The organism is Ignatzschineria sp. 22MB058224, assembly GCF_058188435.1.
Genome location: NZ_CP187366.1, coordinates 614,941 through 633,340 on the forward strand (window position 1 = coordinate 614,941; position 18,400 = coordinate 633,340).

The 18,400-nt window shown below is 37.1% G+C and carries 14 protein-coding genes and 1 pseudogene; 10 read left to right on the forward strand and 5 right to left on the reverse strand.

Features of this window, described 5'->3' with window-relative positions; genetic code table 11:
• The first annotated feature begins 28 nt into the window (after positions 1-28).
• From hrpA to ACPF7B_RS02520, 3 genes are all read left to right on the forward strand, one after another.
• Positions 29-4,084, forward strand: a complete 4,056-nt coding sequence (gene hrpA, locus ACPF7B_RS02510; protein ID WP_490506063.1) for an ATP-dependent RNA helicase HrpA — start codon at positions 29-31, stop codon at positions 4,082-4,084.
• A 176-nt stretch (positions 4,085-4,260) separates the two neighbouring features.
• Positions 4,261-5,679 (forward strand): NAD(P)/FAD-dependent oxidoreductase, encoded by a 1,419-nt coding sequence (locus ACPF7B_RS02515; RefSeq protein ID WP_490506064.1) that lies wholly within the window; start codon positions 4,261-4,263, stop codon positions 5,677-5,679.
• A gap of 33 nt (positions 5,680-5,712) precedes the next feature.
• Positions 5,713-6,201 carry a RidA family protein gene (locus tag ACPF7B_RS02520; RefSeq protein ID WP_490506065.1) on the forward strand — a complete coding sequence of 163 codons (489 nt, stop codon included), beginning with the start codon at positions 5,713-5,715 and terminating at the stop codon, positions 6,199-6,201.
• A gap of 139 nt (positions 6,202-6,340) precedes the next feature.
• Here the strand turns inward: ACPF7B_RS02520 and ACPF7B_RS02525 are convergent, their stop codons facing one another.
• Entirely contained in the window at positions 6,341-7,477 is a 1,137-nt protein-coding gene (locus tag ACPF7B_RS02525) for a hypothetical protein (protein ID WP_490506066.1), read from the reverse strand.
• Between the two features lie 43 nt (positions 7,478-7,520).
• A pseudogene (mnmM, locus tag ACPF7B_RS02530) lies at positions 7,521-8,101 on the reverse strand (tRNA 5-(aminomethyl)-2-thiouridylate-methyltransferase MnmM).
• A gap of 188 nt (positions 8,102-8,289) precedes the next feature.
• On the opposite strand from mnmM, the gene panB reads away from it, so the two are divergent.
• From panB to phoU, 7 genes are all read left to right on the forward strand, one after another.
• Positions 8,290-9,114 (forward strand): 3-methyl-2-oxobutanoate hydroxymethyltransferase, encoded by an 825-nt coding sequence (panB, locus tag ACPF7B_RS02535; protein WP_490506067.1) that lies wholly within the window; start codon positions 8,290-8,292, stop codon positions 9,112-9,114.
• Between the two features lie 11 nt (positions 9,115-9,125).
• Positions 9,126-9,983, forward strand: a complete 858-nt coding sequence (gene panC, locus ACPF7B_RS02540) for a pantoate--beta-alanine ligase (RefSeq protein ID WP_490506068.1) — start codon at positions 9,126-9,128, stop codon at positions 9,981-9,983.
• 159 nt (positions 9,984-10,142) lie between these two features.
• Positions 10,143-11,183 (forward strand): phosphate ABC transporter substrate-binding protein PstS, encoded by a 1,041-nt coding sequence (gene pstS, locus ACPF7B_RS02545; protein WP_490506069.1) that lies wholly within the window; start codon positions 10,143-10,145, stop codon positions 11,181-11,183.
• Positions 11,184-11,338: 155 nt separating this feature from the next.
• Positions 11,339-12,274, forward strand: a complete 936-nt coding sequence (pstC, locus tag ACPF7B_RS02550) for a phosphate ABC transporter permease PstC (RefSeq protein WP_490506070.1) — start codon at positions 11,339-11,341, stop codon at positions 12,272-12,274.
• The gene (gene pstA / locus ACPF7B_RS02555; RefSeq protein WP_490506071.1) at positions 12,274-13,155 is read left to right on the forward strand and encodes a phosphate ABC transporter permease PstA; all 882 of its coding nucleotides are present in this window, start codon (positions 12,274-12,276) and stop codon (positions 13,153-13,155) included. The genes pstC and pstA overlap by 1 nt, the downstream gene beginning before the upstream one ends.
• A gap of 127 nt (positions 13,156-13,282) precedes the next feature.
• A complete protein-coding gene (gene pstB / locus ACPF7B_RS02560; RefSeq protein ID WP_490506072.1) occupies positions 13,283-14,119 on the forward strand; it encodes a phosphate ABC transporter ATP-binding protein PstB in 837 nt (278 codons plus the stop codon).
• A gap of 46 nt (positions 14,120-14,165) precedes the next feature.
• Entirely contained in the window at positions 14,166-14,894 is a 729-nt protein-coding gene (gene phoU, locus ACPF7B_RS02565) for a phosphate signaling complex protein PhoU (RefSeq protein ID WP_490506073.1), read from the forward strand.
• A 79-nt stretch (positions 14,895-14,973) separates the two neighbouring features.
• Here the strand turns inward: phoU and ACPF7B_RS02570 are convergent, their stop codons facing one another.
• From ACPF7B_RS02570 to ACPF7B_RS02580, 3 genes are all read right to left on the reverse strand, one after another.
• Complete coding sequence (locus ACPF7B_RS02570) at positions 14,974-16,056, reverse strand: NADH:flavin oxidoreductase/NADH oxidase (RefSeq protein ID WP_490506074.1); 1,083 nt, start codon at positions 16,054-16,056, stop codon at positions 14,974-14,976.
• A gap of 193 nt (positions 16,057-16,249) precedes the next feature.
• The gene (gene phoR, locus ACPF7B_RS02575) at positions 16,250-17,554 is read right to left on the reverse strand and encodes a phosphate regulon sensor histidine kinase PhoR (protein WP_490506075.1); all 1,305 of its coding nucleotides are present in this window, start codon (positions 17,552-17,554) and stop codon (positions 16,250-16,252) included.
• Positions 17,555-17,616: 62 nt separating this feature from the next.
• Positions 17,617-18,309 (reverse strand): response regulator, encoded by a 693-nt coding sequence (locus tag ACPF7B_RS02580; RefSeq protein ID WP_490506076.1) that lies wholly within the window; start codon positions 18,307-18,309, stop codon positions 17,617-17,619.
• Positions 18,310-18,400: the final 91 nt, after the last annotated feature.

Here is an 18,400-nt window from a genome sequence, read left to right on the forward strand (position 1 = left end):
CAATATTCTCGATTAGAAATTATAAAATATGGATGCACGTAATAAAATAGCACAATTAGAAGCATTACTCCCTTTTACGCAAACGAAAGATTACTTTTTCTTAAATAGAGAATTGATGCGTCTTAAGAAAATGCTAGCTCCTTTTCCTGAGCAACAGTTTGAGATTATTAAGCAAAAAATTGTTGATTCAGCCTCCAAAACCGATGAAATTCGTGCACAATTCCCTGATTTAAATTATCAAGAAGACCTCCCGATCTATCAGGCTCGAGAATCAATACTTGAAGCATTAAAGAAATATCAAGTCTTAATTGTCTGTGGTGAAACGGGGTCGGGTAAAACTACACAATTAGCGAAATTTTGCTTAGAGCTCGGAATGGGTTCACGAGGGCTTATTGGTCATACTCAACCGCGAAGACTTGCTGCACTTTCCGTAGCTGAGCGCATTGCTGAAGAGTTTGAGCGTCCATTAGGCGAATTTGTTGGTTATAAAATGCGTTTTAATGATAAGACGGATGACAAAACTGTCTTAAAATTAATGACGGATGGAATTTTATTAACGGAATTAACCCATGACCGTTTCTTGAATCAATATGAAGTCATTATTATAGATGAGGCTCACGAACGAAGTCTTAATATCGATTTTCTATTGGGGATACTAAAAAATATTCTTCCTCGCAGGCCTGATCTCAAACTCATTATTACTTCGGCGACGATTGATCCAGAAAAATTCTCAAATTATTTTGGTGGCCCAGATAAAGCACCGATTATTGAAGTATCAGGGAGAACTTTCCCGGTTGAAATACGATACAGGCCACTCCATTTAGAAGAAGAAAATGACCCAATTGATATAGAAGAAGGTATTATTCGAGCAGTAGATGAGCTTCAAGCTGAACCTGCCGGCGATATACTAGTGTTCTTGCCTGGTGAGCGAGAAATTTTAGAGACGGCGGATCTATTGCGTAAAACATTTCACGATTATGATGTTTTGCCTCTTTTTTCTCGATTGAGTCAGGCCGAGCAGAAAAAAATCTTTAACCCATCTGGGCGTAAACGCATTGTACTTTCAACTAATGTGGCTGAAACCTCGATCACTGTCCCGCGTATTCGTTATGTAATTGATACAGGTGTTGCAAGAATCAGTCGTTATAATCCCCGAAGTCGTTTACAAAGTCTCTTGATTGAGCCTATTGCGCAAGCATCGGCTAATCAGCGTTCAGGACGTTGTGGACGAGTTGCTGAAGGGATTGCTATCCGTCTATATAGTGAAGAGGATTTTAATTTACGACCGGAGTTTTTGGATCCTGAAATATTACGAACTCATTTAGCAGCAGTAATTTTGCAAATGGGGCATTTACGACTCGGTAATCCTGAAAACTTTCCATTTATTGAGATTCCGGAACAGCGACAAATAAAAGAGGGTTTTCAAACACTTAAAGAGCTCAAAGCTGTCAAAGACAATGGGCAATTAACGCCGCTTGGAAAGACGCTAGCGCGAATTCCAATTGATCCAAAATTTGGAGCTATGTTAATTTATGGGGCAAATAGTGGAGTTGGACATGAAATATTGGTATTAGTTTCAGGTTTATCGATCCAAGATCCCCGTGAACGGCCTTTGGAATTGCAGCAGCAAGCAGATGAAAAACATCGTATCTTCAAAGCAAACAATTCGGATTATATAGCGCTTTTGAATATTTGGTCTTGGTATCAAGGGAAAGTAAAAGAGGAGAGCCAAAATCAGATGCGAAAAATTAGTCGCCAGCATTTTCTTAATTTTATGCGGATGCGCGAGTGGTTCGATCTCTATCAACAGTTAAAAACGATTTTTAAAAAGCAGAAACTAAATTTAAACGATTTCCCTAAATCTGATGCGAATAATCAACCTTCAGGTGTTAAAGAGGGGGCGTATTGTTTTCCACTATTTAATGAAGAAAAAATTCATCAATCAGTATTGGTAGGTATTTTGGATCAGATTGGTGAGATCGGTGATGATAAAATTTATACTGGGGCTAATGGTCGAAAATTCCGTATATTTCCAGGTTCATCGCTCTTTAAAAAACCACCTAAGTGGCTAATGTCATTAGAAATTATTGAAACAAGCCAAGTATTTGCGAGAACGAATGCCGCTATTAATCCTGAATGGCTGGAAAAACTTGGAAGTCATCTTTTAAAACGTGAATATACTGAGCCATATTGGAGTAAGCAACAAGGTCAGGCAGCTGCCCATGAAAGCGTACGACTTTTCAATCTTGCATTTATTAAAAATCGAGTGGTTTCATTCGGTAAAATAAAACCTTCATTATCTCGAGAATTACTCATTCGTGAGGGATTAGTTGAAGGGGAGATTCATACACGAGCTGATTTTTATCGTAAAAATCGTAAGACTATTGAACGTGTTGCTGAGATGGAAGAAAAAACACGTCGACGTGATATTCTAGTAGAGGAGTGGAAGTTATTTGAGTGGTATAACAGACGTCTTCCTGCAGATATTTTTTCTGTTGCTGCACTCGAGAAGTGGTGCAAGAATCAACAGAACAATGATTCCTTAATTTTCACAGAGCAAGATATTCTTGCGAATGATGATGCGCTGAACTTAGAAGATTTTCCAGCGGTAATCAATTTTGGACAATTGCAATTAAATGCTGTTTACCTTTTTGATCCAGCTTCTGAGCACGATGGAATGACTCTTTTAGTACCATTAGCCGCACTGAATTTACTCGATAAGACGCGGTTAGATTGGCTTGTTCCGGGGTTACTCAAAGAAAAAGTCACTGAAATTATCCGTTCCTTACCCCGTGCTATTCGTAAAAACTTTGTGCCTTTACCGAATGTTGTTGAAGAAATTTTGACAAAATTAACGTTTGCAGATGGAAATCTCTATTATCAAATCGCGCAATTTTTGAGTAGAAAATCAGGATTGGAGATCGAACCACATCTCTTCAATGATGAATCACTTGATCGGCATTTGAAGATGAATATTCGAGTCATTGATACCGGCGGTAAAACAATTGCTGAAGGACGTGATGTATCATTGTTAACTCAAAAGTTAAAAGGTCAAGCTGAGTCTGCATTTAACAAATTAGCAGGTTACTTTGGTAATGAGAAAAACCAGCAACGTAATCAAAAAAACAATCAAAGAAATAACACTTTTAATCATAAAAAAGAACAGCATAATTCAATAGTAGAATCAGCAAAGAATGAAGTTTTTACGCCAGATAACTGGCATATTGATCAAGAAGAGCGATTTATTCGTAATGGAATTGAGTTAAAAGGGTATCCCGCTTTAGTAATTGTTTCACAACATCCTTTAGAACTTAAAAAACAACTCTTTGATAGACCGCACCTGGCTGAAACAACACATCTAAAAACATTAACAACTTTAACAATTAAGGTTCTCAATGAGCAGGTAAAATATCTACGCAAACAATGGCCACAATTTGGAAAGCTTGCATTAATGTTTCGTCAAGTAGGCAATGAAACTTTGCTCCGTGAAGATCTCATGCATGCAATTATTCAAGACTTTTTAGAGTTAAAGTCTTTACCTAGAAGTGCAGAAATATTTAATCAGCAAATAGAATCCATTCGAAAGCAAATTATCTCTGCTGCAAATGATCTTAGCCAGTTGCTCGTTGAGATATTTGAGGCTGTTAAAGAGGTTCGTAATGAGCTTAATACATTGCATCCCATGAATAGAGCTTTAATTGAAAAACAAGTTCAACAAACAATTGATCGTCTTGTGTATATCAATTTTATTAGTCAAACACCTAAAGAATGGCGAAAAGAATTGCCAAGGTTTCTCGAAGCCTTGAGAGTGCGTATTGAACGTTTCCCAAAAAATATTTCTCGAGATCGTGAGCAAAATTCTGTGATTGAAACACACTGGTCAAATTATCAAAATGCTATGGATTTCTTTACAAGAAGAGATGAAATGCCGGGAGATTTAACGGAGTATCGCTGGATGATTGAGGAGATGGCTGTCTCTTTTTTCGCACAACCGATGAAAACTAAAATTACAATTTCCGAAAAACGATTAGATCAAATTTGGTCTGATATTGACTTACGAATGAAGAATAGCGCGCATCGCTAATTGAAAATTATATACAGTGATACCCACTATAATATTTTGTACAGTCAAGTAAATTATATGTAGTATTCTCTAAATTTGAGTAAAAATTGATTATTATCAAATTGACAATTATGTGCTATCATTCGCACTTGTAAATTTTTTATAACAATTATCAATTTTTATAACTGGGGTTTTATATGGGAATTTCTCGTAGAAAGTTTCTCTTAGGAGCTGGAGCGGTTGGAGTAGTTGCTGCAGGTGCAGCCGTTACACCAATGATAAGACGCGAAGGGACTTTGGTTCAGTCGACATCAAGAGCACTACATGTTAATGGGACAGAAGGGCCATTACCAAAAGAATCGAATGTTGTCATTATTGGTGGCGGCATTCAAGGAATTATGACAGCAATTAATCTTTGCGAACGTGGTTTAAGTGTCACAGTTTGTGAAAAAGGAGAGATTGCCGGAGAACAATCTGGTCGAGCTTATAGCCAAATTGTCAGTTATAAAACATCTCCAGAAATTTTCCCATTACATCATTACGGCAAAAAATTATGGCGTGGTATGAATGAGAAAGTTGGAGCTGACACTAGCTATCGTACTCAAGGACGAGTCGAGGCTATTGTCTCTGAAGATGAGTTAATGAATGTGCAAAAATGGATTGATCTTAATTCAGAGGATCCAGGATTTGCAACACCTCTTAAAACTCGTATTATTCAAGGTTCGGAATTAGCTGCGCGTTTACCAAATGCACAAACAGCATGGGAAGTTGCTGGATTTGAAGAGGATTCTGGGTCTGTGGATCCTGAGACTGGTGTTCCTGTGTTAGCTGATTATGCCAAAAAAATTGGCGTAAAAATCTTCACAAATTGTGCGGTACGCGGTATTGAAACCGAAGCAGGAAGAATCTCGGACGTTGTTACAGAGAAGGGGAGTATCAAGACAAACCTTGTAGTACTTGCTGGTGGTATCTGGTCTCGTCTTTTTATGGGAAATCTTGGGGTTGATTTACCTACGTTAAATGTCTATCTTTCTCAGCAGCGTGTTTCAGGAGTTCCTGGGGCACCCAAGGGAAATGTGCATTTACCTAATGGAATTCATTTCCGTGAGCAAGCAGATGGAACATACGCCGTTGCACCACGTATTTTTACAAGCTCTATTGTAAAAGATAGTTTATTACTTGGCCCTCAGTTTATGCACTTATTGGGTGGTGGTGAATTACCGCTTGAGTTTAAATTAGGACCGGACTTTTTCAGTTCATTTCAGATACCGACTTCATGGGATCTTGATGAAGTATCGCCTTTTGAAAACAATCGTATTGTAACTGCGACTCAGAATAATGAGCATTTAGATGCCGTATTTAATAGAATGAAAAAGGAATTCCCGCAATTTGAATCGTCACAAGTAGTTGAGCGTTGGGGAGCAATTGTAAGCCCAACTGCTGATGAATTACCAGTGATTTCAGCAGTTGAGCAATATCCAGGTCTCTTTATTAACACTGCCACTGTTTGGGGAATGACTGAAGGGCCAGCAGCGGGAGAACTTACAGCAGATTTAGTGATGGGACGTCAGCCCGTTATTAACCCTACACCGTTTAGTCTTTCACGATTTAGCTAAGTTAATTATTAATTCATAAAAGGAGTATAAGCTATGAAAAAAACATTGTTATTAGCACTTCCAATGATGTTCGGTCTTGCTTTGGCAGATGAAGCAATTATCTATAAAAAACTCGAAGGAATGCCAATCTCTGAATCGGTAGAGATTCCAGCAGGCCATAATCTTGTTTTTTTAAGCGGGAAAGTACCTATGCCGATCAATGCAGATGCACCGGCAAACTCATTAGAAGCGTATGGTGATACGGAAGCACAAACAATCAATATTCTTGAACAGATCGAAAAAAATCTTCAAGCACTCGATTTGACTATGGATGATGTTGTGAAAATGCAGGTTTTTTTAGTAGGTGGCGAAGAGACTGATGGCATGATGGATTTTCAGGGCTTTATGAAAGGTTACAGTAAATTCTATAATCCAGAAAAATCGCTAAAATTACCAGCCCGTTCTGCATTTCAGGTAGCGAAGTTAGCGCATCCTGCTTGGAGAGTTGAAATCGAGGTAACAGCTGTTCGACCAGAAAAATAAAAAATAATGATAATAATTTTGTTCCACTGAAGTAGAGCAGAATAGAGTACTAATTATTTTTTAAGGAGCCTTTAAGTCCTTTCCCTCTCTTATAATTTAAAACATTTTTTAGATTTATAAGAGAGGGTTTTTTTATTCGTTAAAAAGAAGCATTCAGGAGGAAAGCCTCATTCATTCTAGGAGCAAATTTGCGGATACGTTCCATCTCCGCAGGGATTTTGATTAATTCATTTGTCATTTCAACGACACATCGATCTAAACCATCGTTACCACTACTGCGAAAAATTCCTGTACGAAGTGGGTTCTCAAATATCATTACTGCTACTTGGAAACGTCTATTTTGTCCCTTAATATAACGCTCATAACATTGACTTGATTTTAGAGCAACATTATATTCTAAGCGCTTAATTTGGCTATTAGCAGCATTCAAAATATTCGTTGAAAACTGTTTTTCTAACGCTTCTTCATTTTTAGCGGCTTCATTTTCTATGACGGATTCTTCTTTTGCCATGTCAATGAATGTCGCAATCAGCGTAACTGGCTCATGACTTTCAAAAATAGTCGTTTCTGTAATTTCTTCTGTCTCAGGGACGGGAACTTCCGTTTCTTCAAAAATCTCTTTTTGAATCGGTTCTTGAGGATTATATTTTTTTATAAGATCAATAAATTCAGATGAGTAATATGTAGGAGCTTCTTCATCCTCTTGGCTATCATTCCATTCTCTGTCGAGAAATGGTGTATCTTGCAGCAGATGAACTGCATTTTCAACCATCTTTTGATAGGGATCATTATCTGTTGTCACGACTCGGCGATATTCCCCATCTTCTTTTGGCGGAAGAATATTTTGCTGCATTAAATCACCACCAGCTGTTAAATTTTGTTTATAAGCGGGTTCCTGTGAATATTCTGATTCCTCATTATCAGTTTTTTCTAAATTATCTGCACTATTTTCTTCTTTATTTGAATCATTTTGCTGCGACCCTACTTCTTCAGTAACAGATTCTTCAGTAATAGATTCTTCAGTAACAGATTCTTCAGTAACAGATTCTTCTGCTTCTAAGTTATCTGCTATTGATACTTCATCTATGGCGATATCAGCATTTTCTTCGACTAACTCTGCAATTTCCGGTATAGAAACTAATGTTACCGGTACTAATTCATCAGTCTGATATTCAATGATACGATTTTTCTCATCACGAACAAGCAATAGGCCAATACTAATATGTAGTATTAACGCAATTACTAAAGCGATTAGAAGAAGACGATTAAATTTCATAAGAGTGATATCTAATTAGATGTTAAATCAATGGAAAACTATTTTAGCTTATTTTTGCTTTTTCGATGAGATATATGAATGGTGGATTGTTTTTTTGATTCACAAATGCTTCTTGCAATACATGAAAATACTTTTGATCGAGAGATTGTAGATAATTTTCGATAACTACTTTTTCTGTTTTTCCTGCCTCATGACCATGATAAACGGTAATTAACATTACACCATGTTCTGTTAAGAGTTCTAAACCCACTTGAATACTCTTCAAAGTGGAGTCGGCAACCGTTGTAATCATTTTATTACCACCGGCAAATAACCTAAATTATAAATAATAAAATCAACAGGTTCAGTGATGTATTGTTTGAAATTTTCATGGCTATCGTGAATCAGGGTGATTTGGGGTTGTACATTTTTGATTGCGGCAAGCTTTTCTTCTGTTTTGTGAATCGCTGCTACTTGGATGTCAAATCCATATATTTTTCCTTGGGGGGAAAGATGATCGGCTATTCGAAGTAGATCGTAACCATTTCCAAGCGTTGCATCAATAACAGTAGCATTCTGTTTTATAAAATAGTGTAGATGCCGCTCAATTATAGGATGGATTGAATTTAAATATTGATAATGCATAAAGTATTCTAAATATCGGGTTTTATCTAATCATTCGACTGATTTAAGTAACAATATTAGGTATTATTACGTAGTTTTATAGGGTGAAAATAAATTTTTAGAATCGTTGTTAACAAAGAATATAGGCTTATTATTAAATCAATAAATTTAGATAGCAAATTGTCATGCAATAAATGAGGGTTATTTCAATGAAAAAAATACGTATTACCGATCTTCAACTTAAAAAGGAAGAAGGTGAAAAAATTGCTATGTTGACTTGTTACGAAGCCGCTTTTGCAAGTGAGATGGAGCGAGCAGAAGTCGATACGATTTTGGTCGGTGATTCTTTAGGAATGGTTGTACAAGGTTATCAGTCAACTTTGCCAGTAACGTTGTCGGAGATGGTTTATCATACTAAAAATGTCGTCAGAGGTAATAAAGTGGCCTTTATTATAGCAGATCTTCCCTTTGGTACTTATGAAGCAGATTTAAAAGAAGCATTTTTAGCAGCTGCACAATTAATGAAAGCCGGCGCTGAAATGGTGAAGTTAGAAGGAGGACTAGAAGCGGTCGAATTAACAAAGTTCTTAAGTAGTCGTGGGATCCCTGTATGTGCTCATATTGGTTTAATGCCACAATCCGTGAATCAATTAGGGGGGTATAAAGTTCAAGGACGCGATTTACAGATGGCTGCTAAACTCATTGATGAAGCGAAAGCCCATCAAGATGCTGGAGCTCAATTACTTGTAGTTGAATGTGTCCCAGCAGAAGTTGGTGAGGCTCTATCGATTGCACTGACAATTCCTGTCATTGGTATTGGTGCAGGTCCAAATACAGACGGTCAGGTATTAGTTATGCATGATATGCTCGGTCTGTCTGGTAAAGTCTCGCCAAAATTTGTGAAGAATTTTTTAAAAGCAAGTATTGATAATGGAGATGCTTCGATTCTCAACGCATTTAAGCGATATGTCATGGAAGTGAAGAAACAAAGCTTTCCTGCTGATGAACACTCTTTTTTAAGCACCATAAATTAGGGAGTATAAAAATGCAGATTTTAAAAACAATCAATGATGTTCGTAAATGGCGGAAACAGTACCAGAATATTGCATTTGTACCAACAATGGGAAATCTTCATAACGGTCATCTGTCTTTAGTAAAAGAAGCACAGAAATATTCTGAAAATGTGATTGTCTCGATTTTTGTGAATCCACTACAATTTGGGGCCGGAGAAGATCTTGATAATTACCCGAGAACATTAGATCAAGATAGAGAAAAATTAATAAATGCCGGTGTGAAGGCACTTTTTTTACCGACAGAAGCGGTACTTTATGGTGATAGAGAACCTTTTATAATTACGCCACCAAAGTCTTTGATTGGTGATCTTTGTGGTAAAGACCGCCCAGGACATTTTGAAGGTGTTGCAACGGTTGTCGCAAAATTTTTTAACATTATCACTCCCACATATGCGTGCTTTGGAAGAAAAGATTATCAGCAATTAAAAGTTATTGAGAATATGGTTCAAGCGCTTAATTTTGATGTAGAAATAATCTCCGTAGCGATAGAACGAAGCGAGGAAGGTTTAGCATTATCAAGTCGTAATGGCTATCTTTCGGCAGATGAAAAAAAGGATGCATTGTTATTAAACCGTGTACTTCGAGAGATGAAAAGTGAGATTGAGCGGGCATATCAAGCCCATATGATTCATGATTTAAGTTTTAAAGCGCTTGAAGAACATTACAGTGTTTTGTTAACAAAGAAGGGATTTATTGTGGATTATCTCTCTATCCGAGAGCAGTCGACTCTCAAAGTAGCAGAGAAGGAGGATAGTCGCTTAGTGATCTTAATCGCCGCAAAGATCGGTAAAACAAGGCTCTTGGATAATATTGAAATCATTTTGCAATGAATGATTTTGTAGTTTTTTCATACAATTTCCCAAAAAAAGTTTTTTGTTACAAAGTTGTCATAATTGATTTGTATACTTTCAATCAGTCGCGGGAATGAAATAAAACTTACCCGTCTCCTTAAATCATAAACTTTTACTTTGTACACTTAGGAGCGTTAAATGAAAACATTAACTACTAAAATCGCAAAATTAACAGCGGCGATAGCATTAGGTGCAGCAATCACTGCTACCACAGCAGCTGCACAAACACCAGTGACTGTAACAGGTGCGGGCGCATCATTCCCAGCTCCAGTCTATGCAAAATGGGCAGCAGAATACGAAAAAGAGACTGGCAATCGAATTAACTACCAATCGATTGGTTCATCAGCAGGTGTTAAGCAAATCGAAGCTGGAACTGTTGATTTTGGTGCTTCAGATGCTCCATTATCTGAAGAACAACTTGCACAAAAAGGACTTATCCAGTTTCCAACAGTAATCGGTGGTGTTGTTCTAGCGATTAATGTAGAAGGCATTAAAACTAATGAATTAGTTTTAAATGGAGAAGTTTTAGGGGATATCTATCTTGGAAAAATTAAAAAATGGAATGATCCAGCAATTGCAAAACTAAATCCATCATTAACGCTCCCAGATCAAGCAATTTCAGTGGTGCGTCGTGCAGATGGTTCCGGTACATCTTTCATCTTCACTGGTTATCTTTCAAAAGTTAACAGTGAATGGAAAGATAAAGTAGGCAGTGGTTCAACTGTTAACTGGCCTGTCGGTATTGGTGGCAAAGGTAACGATGGCGTTACAGCATTTGTGCAACGTGTTGAAGGGTCAATTGGTTATGTTGAGTATGCATATGCTAAACAAAATAACCTTAGTTATACAAAATTAGTTTCTAAAGATGGTGAGATCGTAAGCCCAGGCATTGATTCATTTAGTGCTGCGGCAAAAGAAGTGAAATGGAATGAGTCATTTGTACAAGATATGACTGATAAACCAGGTTCTAATGCATGGCCTTTAGCTTCAACAACATTTGTTCTTCTTCATAAAGATCAAAAAGATGCAACGATTGCGAATGAAATCGTAAACTTCTTTAATTGGGGCTATGGTAAACAAGGTCAAGAGATCGTTATCGGTCTAGACTATGCACCACTCCCAGCGAATGTTGTAGAAATTATTCAAAATACTTTAAAAACAGATCTTAAAATCAAGTAATTTGATGAAAGATTCACTGAAGATTTTGTATCAATAGTGTGACATTAGAAGACCCAATCGTAATAGAGAGTAGTACGATTGGGTTTTCGTCTTACCCTAAATAACAAAATCAATCATAAAATGTTACTCAAAACGACTTTTAAAGTAGAGATTCTATGAATAGTATTAAAACTCCACAATCAGCCGTTCCCGATAAGATATTCGCGTTTAGTGTGAAAGCCGCTGCCATATTTGTGTTGCTTCTTCTCACGGGAATTATTGGATCTTTGATTATTGCTTCAATGCCTAGTATTAAGGAATTTGGCCTTAGTTTCCTTTGGAAGAAAACATGGGACGCCCCGATGGATGAATTTGGCGCGTTAGTACCGATTTACGGCACTATCGTTACCTCTATAATTGCCCTTCTTATTGCAGTGCCTGTCAGTTTTGGGATTGCAATTTTTCTTACAGAGCTATCACCCCCTTGGCTTCGTCGTCCGATAGGGGTTGCGATTGAACTCTTAGCTGCCATTCCAAGTATTGTTTATGGAATGTGGGGGCTTTTTGTTTTTGCACCACTTTTTGCTAAATATTTTCAACGACCACTTGAAAATTTCAGTGAAAATATTCCGATATTAAAAGCGTTATTTAAAGGACCATCTTTTGGAATAGGCATTCTTACCGCAGGAATTATACTCGCGATTATGATCATTCCCTACATTGCGTCTGTTATGCGAGATGTATTTGAAAGAACACCCCGTATTATGAAAGAGTCAGCATATGGCTTAGGCGCTACGACATGGGAAGTTATTTGGAAAGTAATTTTACCATATACCAAACGGGGTGTATTTGGTGGGATTATGCTTGGTTTAGGTCGCGCATTAGGAGAGACAATGGCTGTCACCTTCGTCATTGGTAACACCTATCAGTTCGATAGTTTTTCGCTTTTTGCACCAGGTAATAGTATTACCTCATCATTGGCAAATGAGTTTGCCGAAGCCTCAAGTGAATTACACACCGCAGCATTAATGGAACTTGGATTACTACTCTTTGTGATTACCTTTATCGTATTAGCAATTTCCAAAATATTCATGAAACAGGAGCGTGCATAATGACTACTCAACGTTCGGAAATTATTGCCAGTCGCACTAAAAAACAGCAGCGTCGTAAATATATTAACCAAGTTGCTATCTCACTATCACTTATCGCTATGACTTTTGGTCTATTCTGGTTGATCTGGATTTTATGGACTACTGTTAGCAAAGGAATGGGAGGAATTTCGTTAGATTTCTTTACCGAAATGACACCACCACCAAACAGTGAAGGCGGCGGTTTACTCAATGCCATTGTGGGAAGTGGAATCATTATTCTCTGGGCAACGGTTATCGGTACACCTTTAGGAATATTGGCGGGGATATATCTTGCTGAATATAATGCAGAAGGTAAATTGTCAGCGATTATTCGTTTTATTAATGATGTTTTGTTATCAGCACCATCAATTGTAATCGGGCTTTTTGTTTATACGGTTGTAGTGGTAAGAATGGGTCACTATTCTGCATTTGCAGGAATTATTGCTTTAGCGTTAATCCAGATTCCTATTGTGATTCGTACTACGGAGAATATGTTATTGTTAGTGCCAAATACCCTTCGAGAAGCTGCATATGCCTTAGGTACACCGAAGTGGAAAATTATCTTACGCATCACACTTAAATCATCACTTTCGGGCATTATGACCGGTATTTTATTGGCAGTAGCCCGCATTTCTGGTGAAACAGCACCTTTACTATTTACAACACTGTCGAATCAATTCTGGAGTACAAATGTGATGGAGCCGATGGCTAGCTTGCCGGTAACGATTTACAATTTTGCAATGACACCAGATAGCAACTTACAGTCATTAGCATGGTCGGGTGTGTTCTTTATTACAATGGCTATTTTAGTATTGAACATCATTGTTCGCATATTTTTTAAGTCTAATACTAAGAATGATTAATCAATATAGAGAATCGTTTAGTTAATAGAAGATATTTGTCACAATTTTGTTACATTAAATCAGTAGACTAGAGATACATTTATTTCCTCGAATGTCGCGAGAGAAAAAACTCATGTAGGAATAGAGAATGAATTTAGAATCAAGACAAAAAATAGAATCAAGTGAAGCATTTACCAAGGTGAATAAAACCTCTGAGGTAAAAAAAGAAGATGTAGCTAAAATTAGTGTTCGCAATCTGAATTTTTATTACAATAAATTCCATGCGTTACATAATATTACTTTGGATATTCCTGAAAACCAAGTAACCGCATTTATTGGTCCATCAGGTTGCGGTAAATCAACTTTACTTCGTACATTTAATAAAATGTTCCAGCTATATCCTGAGCAAAAAGCGGAAGGTGAGATCATCATTAATGGCGAAAATATCTTAACAAGTAAACAGGATGTTGCACTTCTTCGCGCAAATGTTGGTATGGTTTTCCAAAAACCAACACCATTTCCAATGTCAATTTATGACAATATTGCATTTGGCGTAAAACTTTTTGAAAATCTTTCACGTGCAGATATGGATGCACGAGTCGAATGGGCCTTAACAAAAGCAGCACTTTGGGCAGAAACAAAAGATAAACTCCATGACCAAGGTACAAATCTTTCAGGCGGGCAACAACAACGTTTGAGTATTGCGCGAGCCATTGCAATACGTCCAGAAATTCTACTAATGGATGAGCCTTGCTCGGCATTGGATCCGATTTCTACCGGAAAGATTGAAGAGCTTATATTTGAGCTTAAAAAAGATTATACCATTGTTATGGTGACGCATAATATGCAACAAGCAGCGCGTTGTTCAGATAAGACAGCCTTTATGTACCTAGGTGACTTAATTGAATTTGATAATACCGATACTATTTTTACTAAGCCAAACAACAAACAGACGGAAGATTACATTACAGGCCGTTATGGTTGATAGTTTTAAGTATTAAATTCTCTTCGATTTTTTTGGAAAAACGATAATGAAAAATTTAGATTTTAATAGTCATATTTCAGCACAATTTAATGCTGAACTCGAGCGCTCTATGAGTAAGGTTCTTGAAATGGGTGGGCTTACAGAGCGACAAATTCAAGATTCAATCAAAGCAATGGTAACTCAAGATGAGACACTTGCAAAAGAGATTATCAGACGTGATGAAGTGATTAACGAGCTTGAAGTAGAAATCAATGAGCTCTGTATTATGATTATCGCTAAACGACAACCAACGGCGAGTGATCTACGTCTTTTGATTGTTATCATAAAGACGATTGCAGAGCTTGAAAGAATTGCTGATAGTGCTCGAAATATTGCAAAAATGGCTTTTAATCCACTTCCTGAAAATCATAATGAAGTTTTAGTATCATTGGAATCGCTAGCGAATCGAAGTTTAAGCTTTTTTGAAAAGGTGTTAGATGCTTTTGCGCGTATGGACTTAGATTCAGTATTGGAAATTTATCCAGAGGATGATCGTATTGATAGTGAATATAACAGTATTATTCGTCAACTAATGACTTATATGATGGAGGATGGAAAAACAATTCCCTCAGTTCTTAAGGCTATGCAATGTGCTCGTTCTTTAGAGCGTATAGGGGATCGTTGCCAAAATATTTGTGAGTTTATTATCTATTTTGTCAAAGGCGTGGATATTCGTGTAGAAAAAAATAAGCAGCTACAAGAACTTCTTGATAATCGTGATAGAAAAGCGCTTTAAAGTAATAAATAATATCTTTATTAAAACAGAAAACCAGGTATTCACCTGGTTTTCTTGAGTTTATGTGATCTTTTTCAAATTACAAATAACGCAATATTGAATTTATAGCAGCATATTGAGGCGGGGTTTGGGGTTTAATCCCGAGTTCTTTAGCTGCCGACCATCCCCAATGAGGATCCATGAGCATCGCTCTACCAATTGCAACGAGGTCAGCTTCACCTTTTTCTAAAATTGATTCAGCTTCTGCTGCGTTAGTAATAAGCCCCACGGCAATAGTTGATAATTTACTCTCTTTTTTAATTGTTTTGGCAAATGGGATTTGATAAAGGGGAGCTATTGGAATTTGTTGGTCTAAAGAGAGTGCACCGGTAGAAACATGGATAAAATCAGCGCCTTTTCCCTTAAGAATTTTTGCTAATTTTACAGATTCATTCAGATTCCAACCACCATCGACCCAATCAGTCGCTGATATTCTTATGCCAATGGCTGTTTTCGTTGAGACGCGCTTTTTAATTGCATCAAAAACTTCAATTAAGAAGCGAATACGGTTTTCAAAGTTTCCACCATATTGATCTGAACGATGATTAGATAAGGGGGATAAAAATTCATGAAGTAAATAGCCATGAGCCCCGTGAATTTCTATAACTTCAAATCCTGCCCGTTCTGCTCGTAGTGCTGAATCTACAAAGGCATTGACACGGTCATGAATTTCAGATTCAGTCAGTGCTTCAGGTGGAAGATCATTAGGTTCGAAGGCAATTTTGGAAGGTGCTTTGGTAGTCCATCCTCCTTGTTCTTTTGTTAATTGAGAATCTGACTCCCAAGGAACACCAGTAGAAGCCTTGCGACCGGCGTGTGCAAGCTGAATACCTAATTTGATATTGGCGTATTGTTTGATTGATTTGAGCTGTTTAGTAAACTCTGTTTCTTGAGCATCATTCCAAAGACCTAAATCGAGTGGTGAAATACGGCCTTCAGGCAATATGGCGGTTGCTTCATAAATGAGCAGGGAAGCACCGGAATTCGCCAAAGATCCATAGTGTATTAAGTGCCAATCCGATGGAATACCATCTTTTGCTGAGTATTGGCACATTGGTGGGATAACGATGCGATTCTCAAGTTGAATAGGGCCTAATGTATACGGTGAAAATAGTACGCGCATTTAAAACTCCTTCTTAACAGTATAAAGAGAGCAGAGTTTTATCGAATTATTTGAGTAGACTAATGAATAAGAATGAAGGCATAAACCAAAGTTAGCAAATAAGAGAAAAGGATGGCCCGCTCGTAGTAACTATAAATAGCGATAAAAATCTACTTTTCATCCATTTTAGCTCGGGCTCTGTAAAGGAAATGTATTATTTTTCAAACATATTTTTGTGGGGAATCTCAAAAGAGAAAGTGGTTCCTTGGCCTACAACACTTTTGATTTGCAATTGACTTTCATGATTGTTAAGAGCATGTTTGACAATCGCTAATCCGAGTCCACTACCACCTGATTGTTCACGGTTTCGTGAGGAATCTACACGGTAAAAACGCTCTGTAAGTTTGCCAAGATGTTGTGGAGCAATACCTTTGCCTTTATCGGAAATTGTAAAATGAACAGTACCATTATTTTTTCTTAGTGACAGATGAATAGAAGTTTGAGGCGGATTATGCTCAATCGCATTATAAAAAAGATTATTAAGTGCCTGCTTTATCTGATCACTATTTCCATAAATGAATACCTCTTTTTCAATATCCGCTGTAATATACGCTTGTGATTGAGGGTGGTTACTCCAATAATCATCAACCATTTGGTGAAGCAGAGTGCTGATATTAAATTCTTCAAAATTATCTGATTTAGGAGATGTTTCAAGTCTAGTAAGTGCCATCAGCTGAATGACAAGTGAATGGAGACGATGAATTTGTTCGCCCATACGATGTAGCGCTTTTGCCTCAAAACTATTCTGTTCGCCATCATGTAAATTTTCTTCGAGTATCTCCACATAACCTTTGAGAACCGTTAAAGGGACTCTCAGTTCATGATTGACATTTGAAAAAAACATTTGACGTGTCCGTTCAGCAACTAAACGATCAGTTACATCGCGAGCAATAATAAGAAGATTATTCTCAATGTATGGGGAATAAAATCGGCATTCTAGTTCACGTTGATCTTGTTTTAATAGAAAAGGCTGATTAAATTTTCCATTTTTGAAATACTCAAGTATTTCTGGTTTACGAATTAAATTAAAAATAGATTGATTTTCATCCTCTGGCCAACGTAATTTCAACATTTTTTCAGCTTGAGAATTACACCAATTTAAACGTCCTTCCATATCACAAAGAATAATTGCATCAGGCATTGACTCTGCGCCTTTACGAAAATAACGAATATATTCTAAGAGTTGGTTGCGTTGTTTGCGTTGATCAAGGCGTTGACGATGCAAACCATGAAATATAGAGAGCCAAATACCTTTACTAGCAGGGGGAGAAAGATTATGTTGAACCCAAGTCCAATGAGATAAACGATATATTTGTCGGTAATGCCAAATCAAAAGGATAAATAGAGCAATAAAAAACCATAAAAAAATATGGCCGAAAAAAAATGAAAGGAGTAGTGCTGGCAACAAAACAATGATCAATTCTAAGATGAAATGTTTGAGAGTGATGTGCCCTAGCATATAATTTGATGATCCTTTAGAGATTATTGTTTTGTTAGTATAAATTATTGATCAGTAATGGTCTATTCTGGAGAAAAGCGATACCCTTCGCCGCGTACAGTCTGTAATAATCTATGATGACCTGTGGGTTCGAGAATTTTTCGTAATCTTCCAATGGTTACATCAACAGTCCGTTCATCAACATAGCTATCAATTCCCCAAACATGATCTAATAGCTTCGTGCGGCTATATACTCGATCAATATGACTCATAAAAAAAGCCAATAAACGAAATTCGATTGCACTAACATTAAGGAGTTCTTTATTAATCAAGATTCGTTGGGCATCAAGATCTAATTCTATGCCTGCAATTTCGATGAAGTTTTTTTCTTCAGGAACATATTCATCAATGCGGCGTAGAAGAGAGTTTATGCGAGAAAGAAGCTCCTTCATGGCAAATGGTTTTGGTAGATAGTCATCAGCGCCCGTATCTAACCCTTGTAAGCGATCTTCTAATTCTGCACGTGCACTGAGCATAATCACAGGGATATGTCGATTTTTCCTGCTCTCTTTAAGCTCTTTTAGCAGATCAATTCCTGACTTTTTGGGTAGCATCCAATCTAGTAAGATTAAATCTATTTTGTGTGGGGCAATAAGGATCTCTTTTGCTTTTTGCCCATCATAGGCTTTTACAACATCAAATCCTTTACTTAACAGAAAGTGTTCGATCATTTCCGAAATAGGAAGCTCATCTTCAACTAAGAGAATTTTCTTCATAGGTCTCGCTAATTTCTCACTCGTTTAAATCTTGCAAGTTAGTTTAGGATTAAATTATGACAATTGTGTAACAAACTCTAAAATGTTTAAA

Bases quoted from the DNA above. Each gene is read 5' to 3' on its own strand.
- pstC (WP_490506070.1), top strand. From the start codon at position 11,339: ATGAATAGTATTAAAACTCCACAATCAGCCGTTCCCGATAAGATATTC.
- hrpA (WP_490506063.1), top strand. From the start codon at position 29: ATGGATGCACGTAATAAAATAGCACAATTAGAAGCATTACTCCCTTTT.
- pstA (WP_490506071.1), top strand. From the start codon at position 12,274: ATGACTACTCAACGTTCGGAAATTATTGCCAGTCGCACTAAAAAACAG.
- pstS (WP_490506069.1), top strand. From the start codon at position 10,143: ATGAAAACATTAACTACTAAAATCGCAAAATTAACAGCGGCGATAGCA.
- ACPF7B_RS02520 (WP_490506065.1), top strand. From the start codon at position 5,713: ATGAAAAAAACATTGTTATTAGCACTTCCAATGATGTTCGGTCTTGCT.
- phoR (WP_490506075.1), bottom strand. From the start codon at position 17,554: ATGCTAGGGCACATCACTCTCAAACATTTCATCTTAGAATTGATCATT.
- ACPF7B_RS02580 (WP_490506076.1), bottom strand. From the start codon at position 18,309: ATGAAGAAAATTCTCTTAGTTGAAGATGAGCTTCCTATTTCGGAAATG.
- pstB (WP_490506072.1), top strand. From the start codon at position 13,283: ATGAATTTAGAATCAAGACAAAAAATAGAATCAAGTGAAGCATTTACC.
- ACPF7B_RS02525 (WP_490506066.1), bottom strand. From the start codon at position 7,477: ATGAAATTTAATCGTCTTCTTCTAATCGCTTTAGTAATTGCGTTAATA.
- ACPF7B_RS02570 (WP_490506074.1), bottom strand. From the start codon at position 16,056: ATGCGCGTACTATTTTCACCGTATACATTAGGCCCTATTCAACTTGAG.
- panC (WP_490506068.1), top strand. From the start codon at position 9,126: ATGCAGATTTTAAAAACAATCAATGATGTTCGTAAATGGCGGAAACAG.
- phoU (WP_490506073.1), top strand. From the start codon at position 14,166: ATGAAAAATTTAGATTTTAATAGTCATATTTCAGCACAATTTAATGCT.
- ACPF7B_RS02515 (WP_490506064.1), top strand. From the start codon at position 4,261: ATGGGAATTTCTCGTAGAAAGTTTCTCTTAGGAGCTGGAGCGGTTGGA.
- panB (WP_490506067.1), top strand. From the start codon at position 8,290: ATGAAAAAAATACGTATTACCGATCTTCAACTTAAAAAGGAAGAAGGT.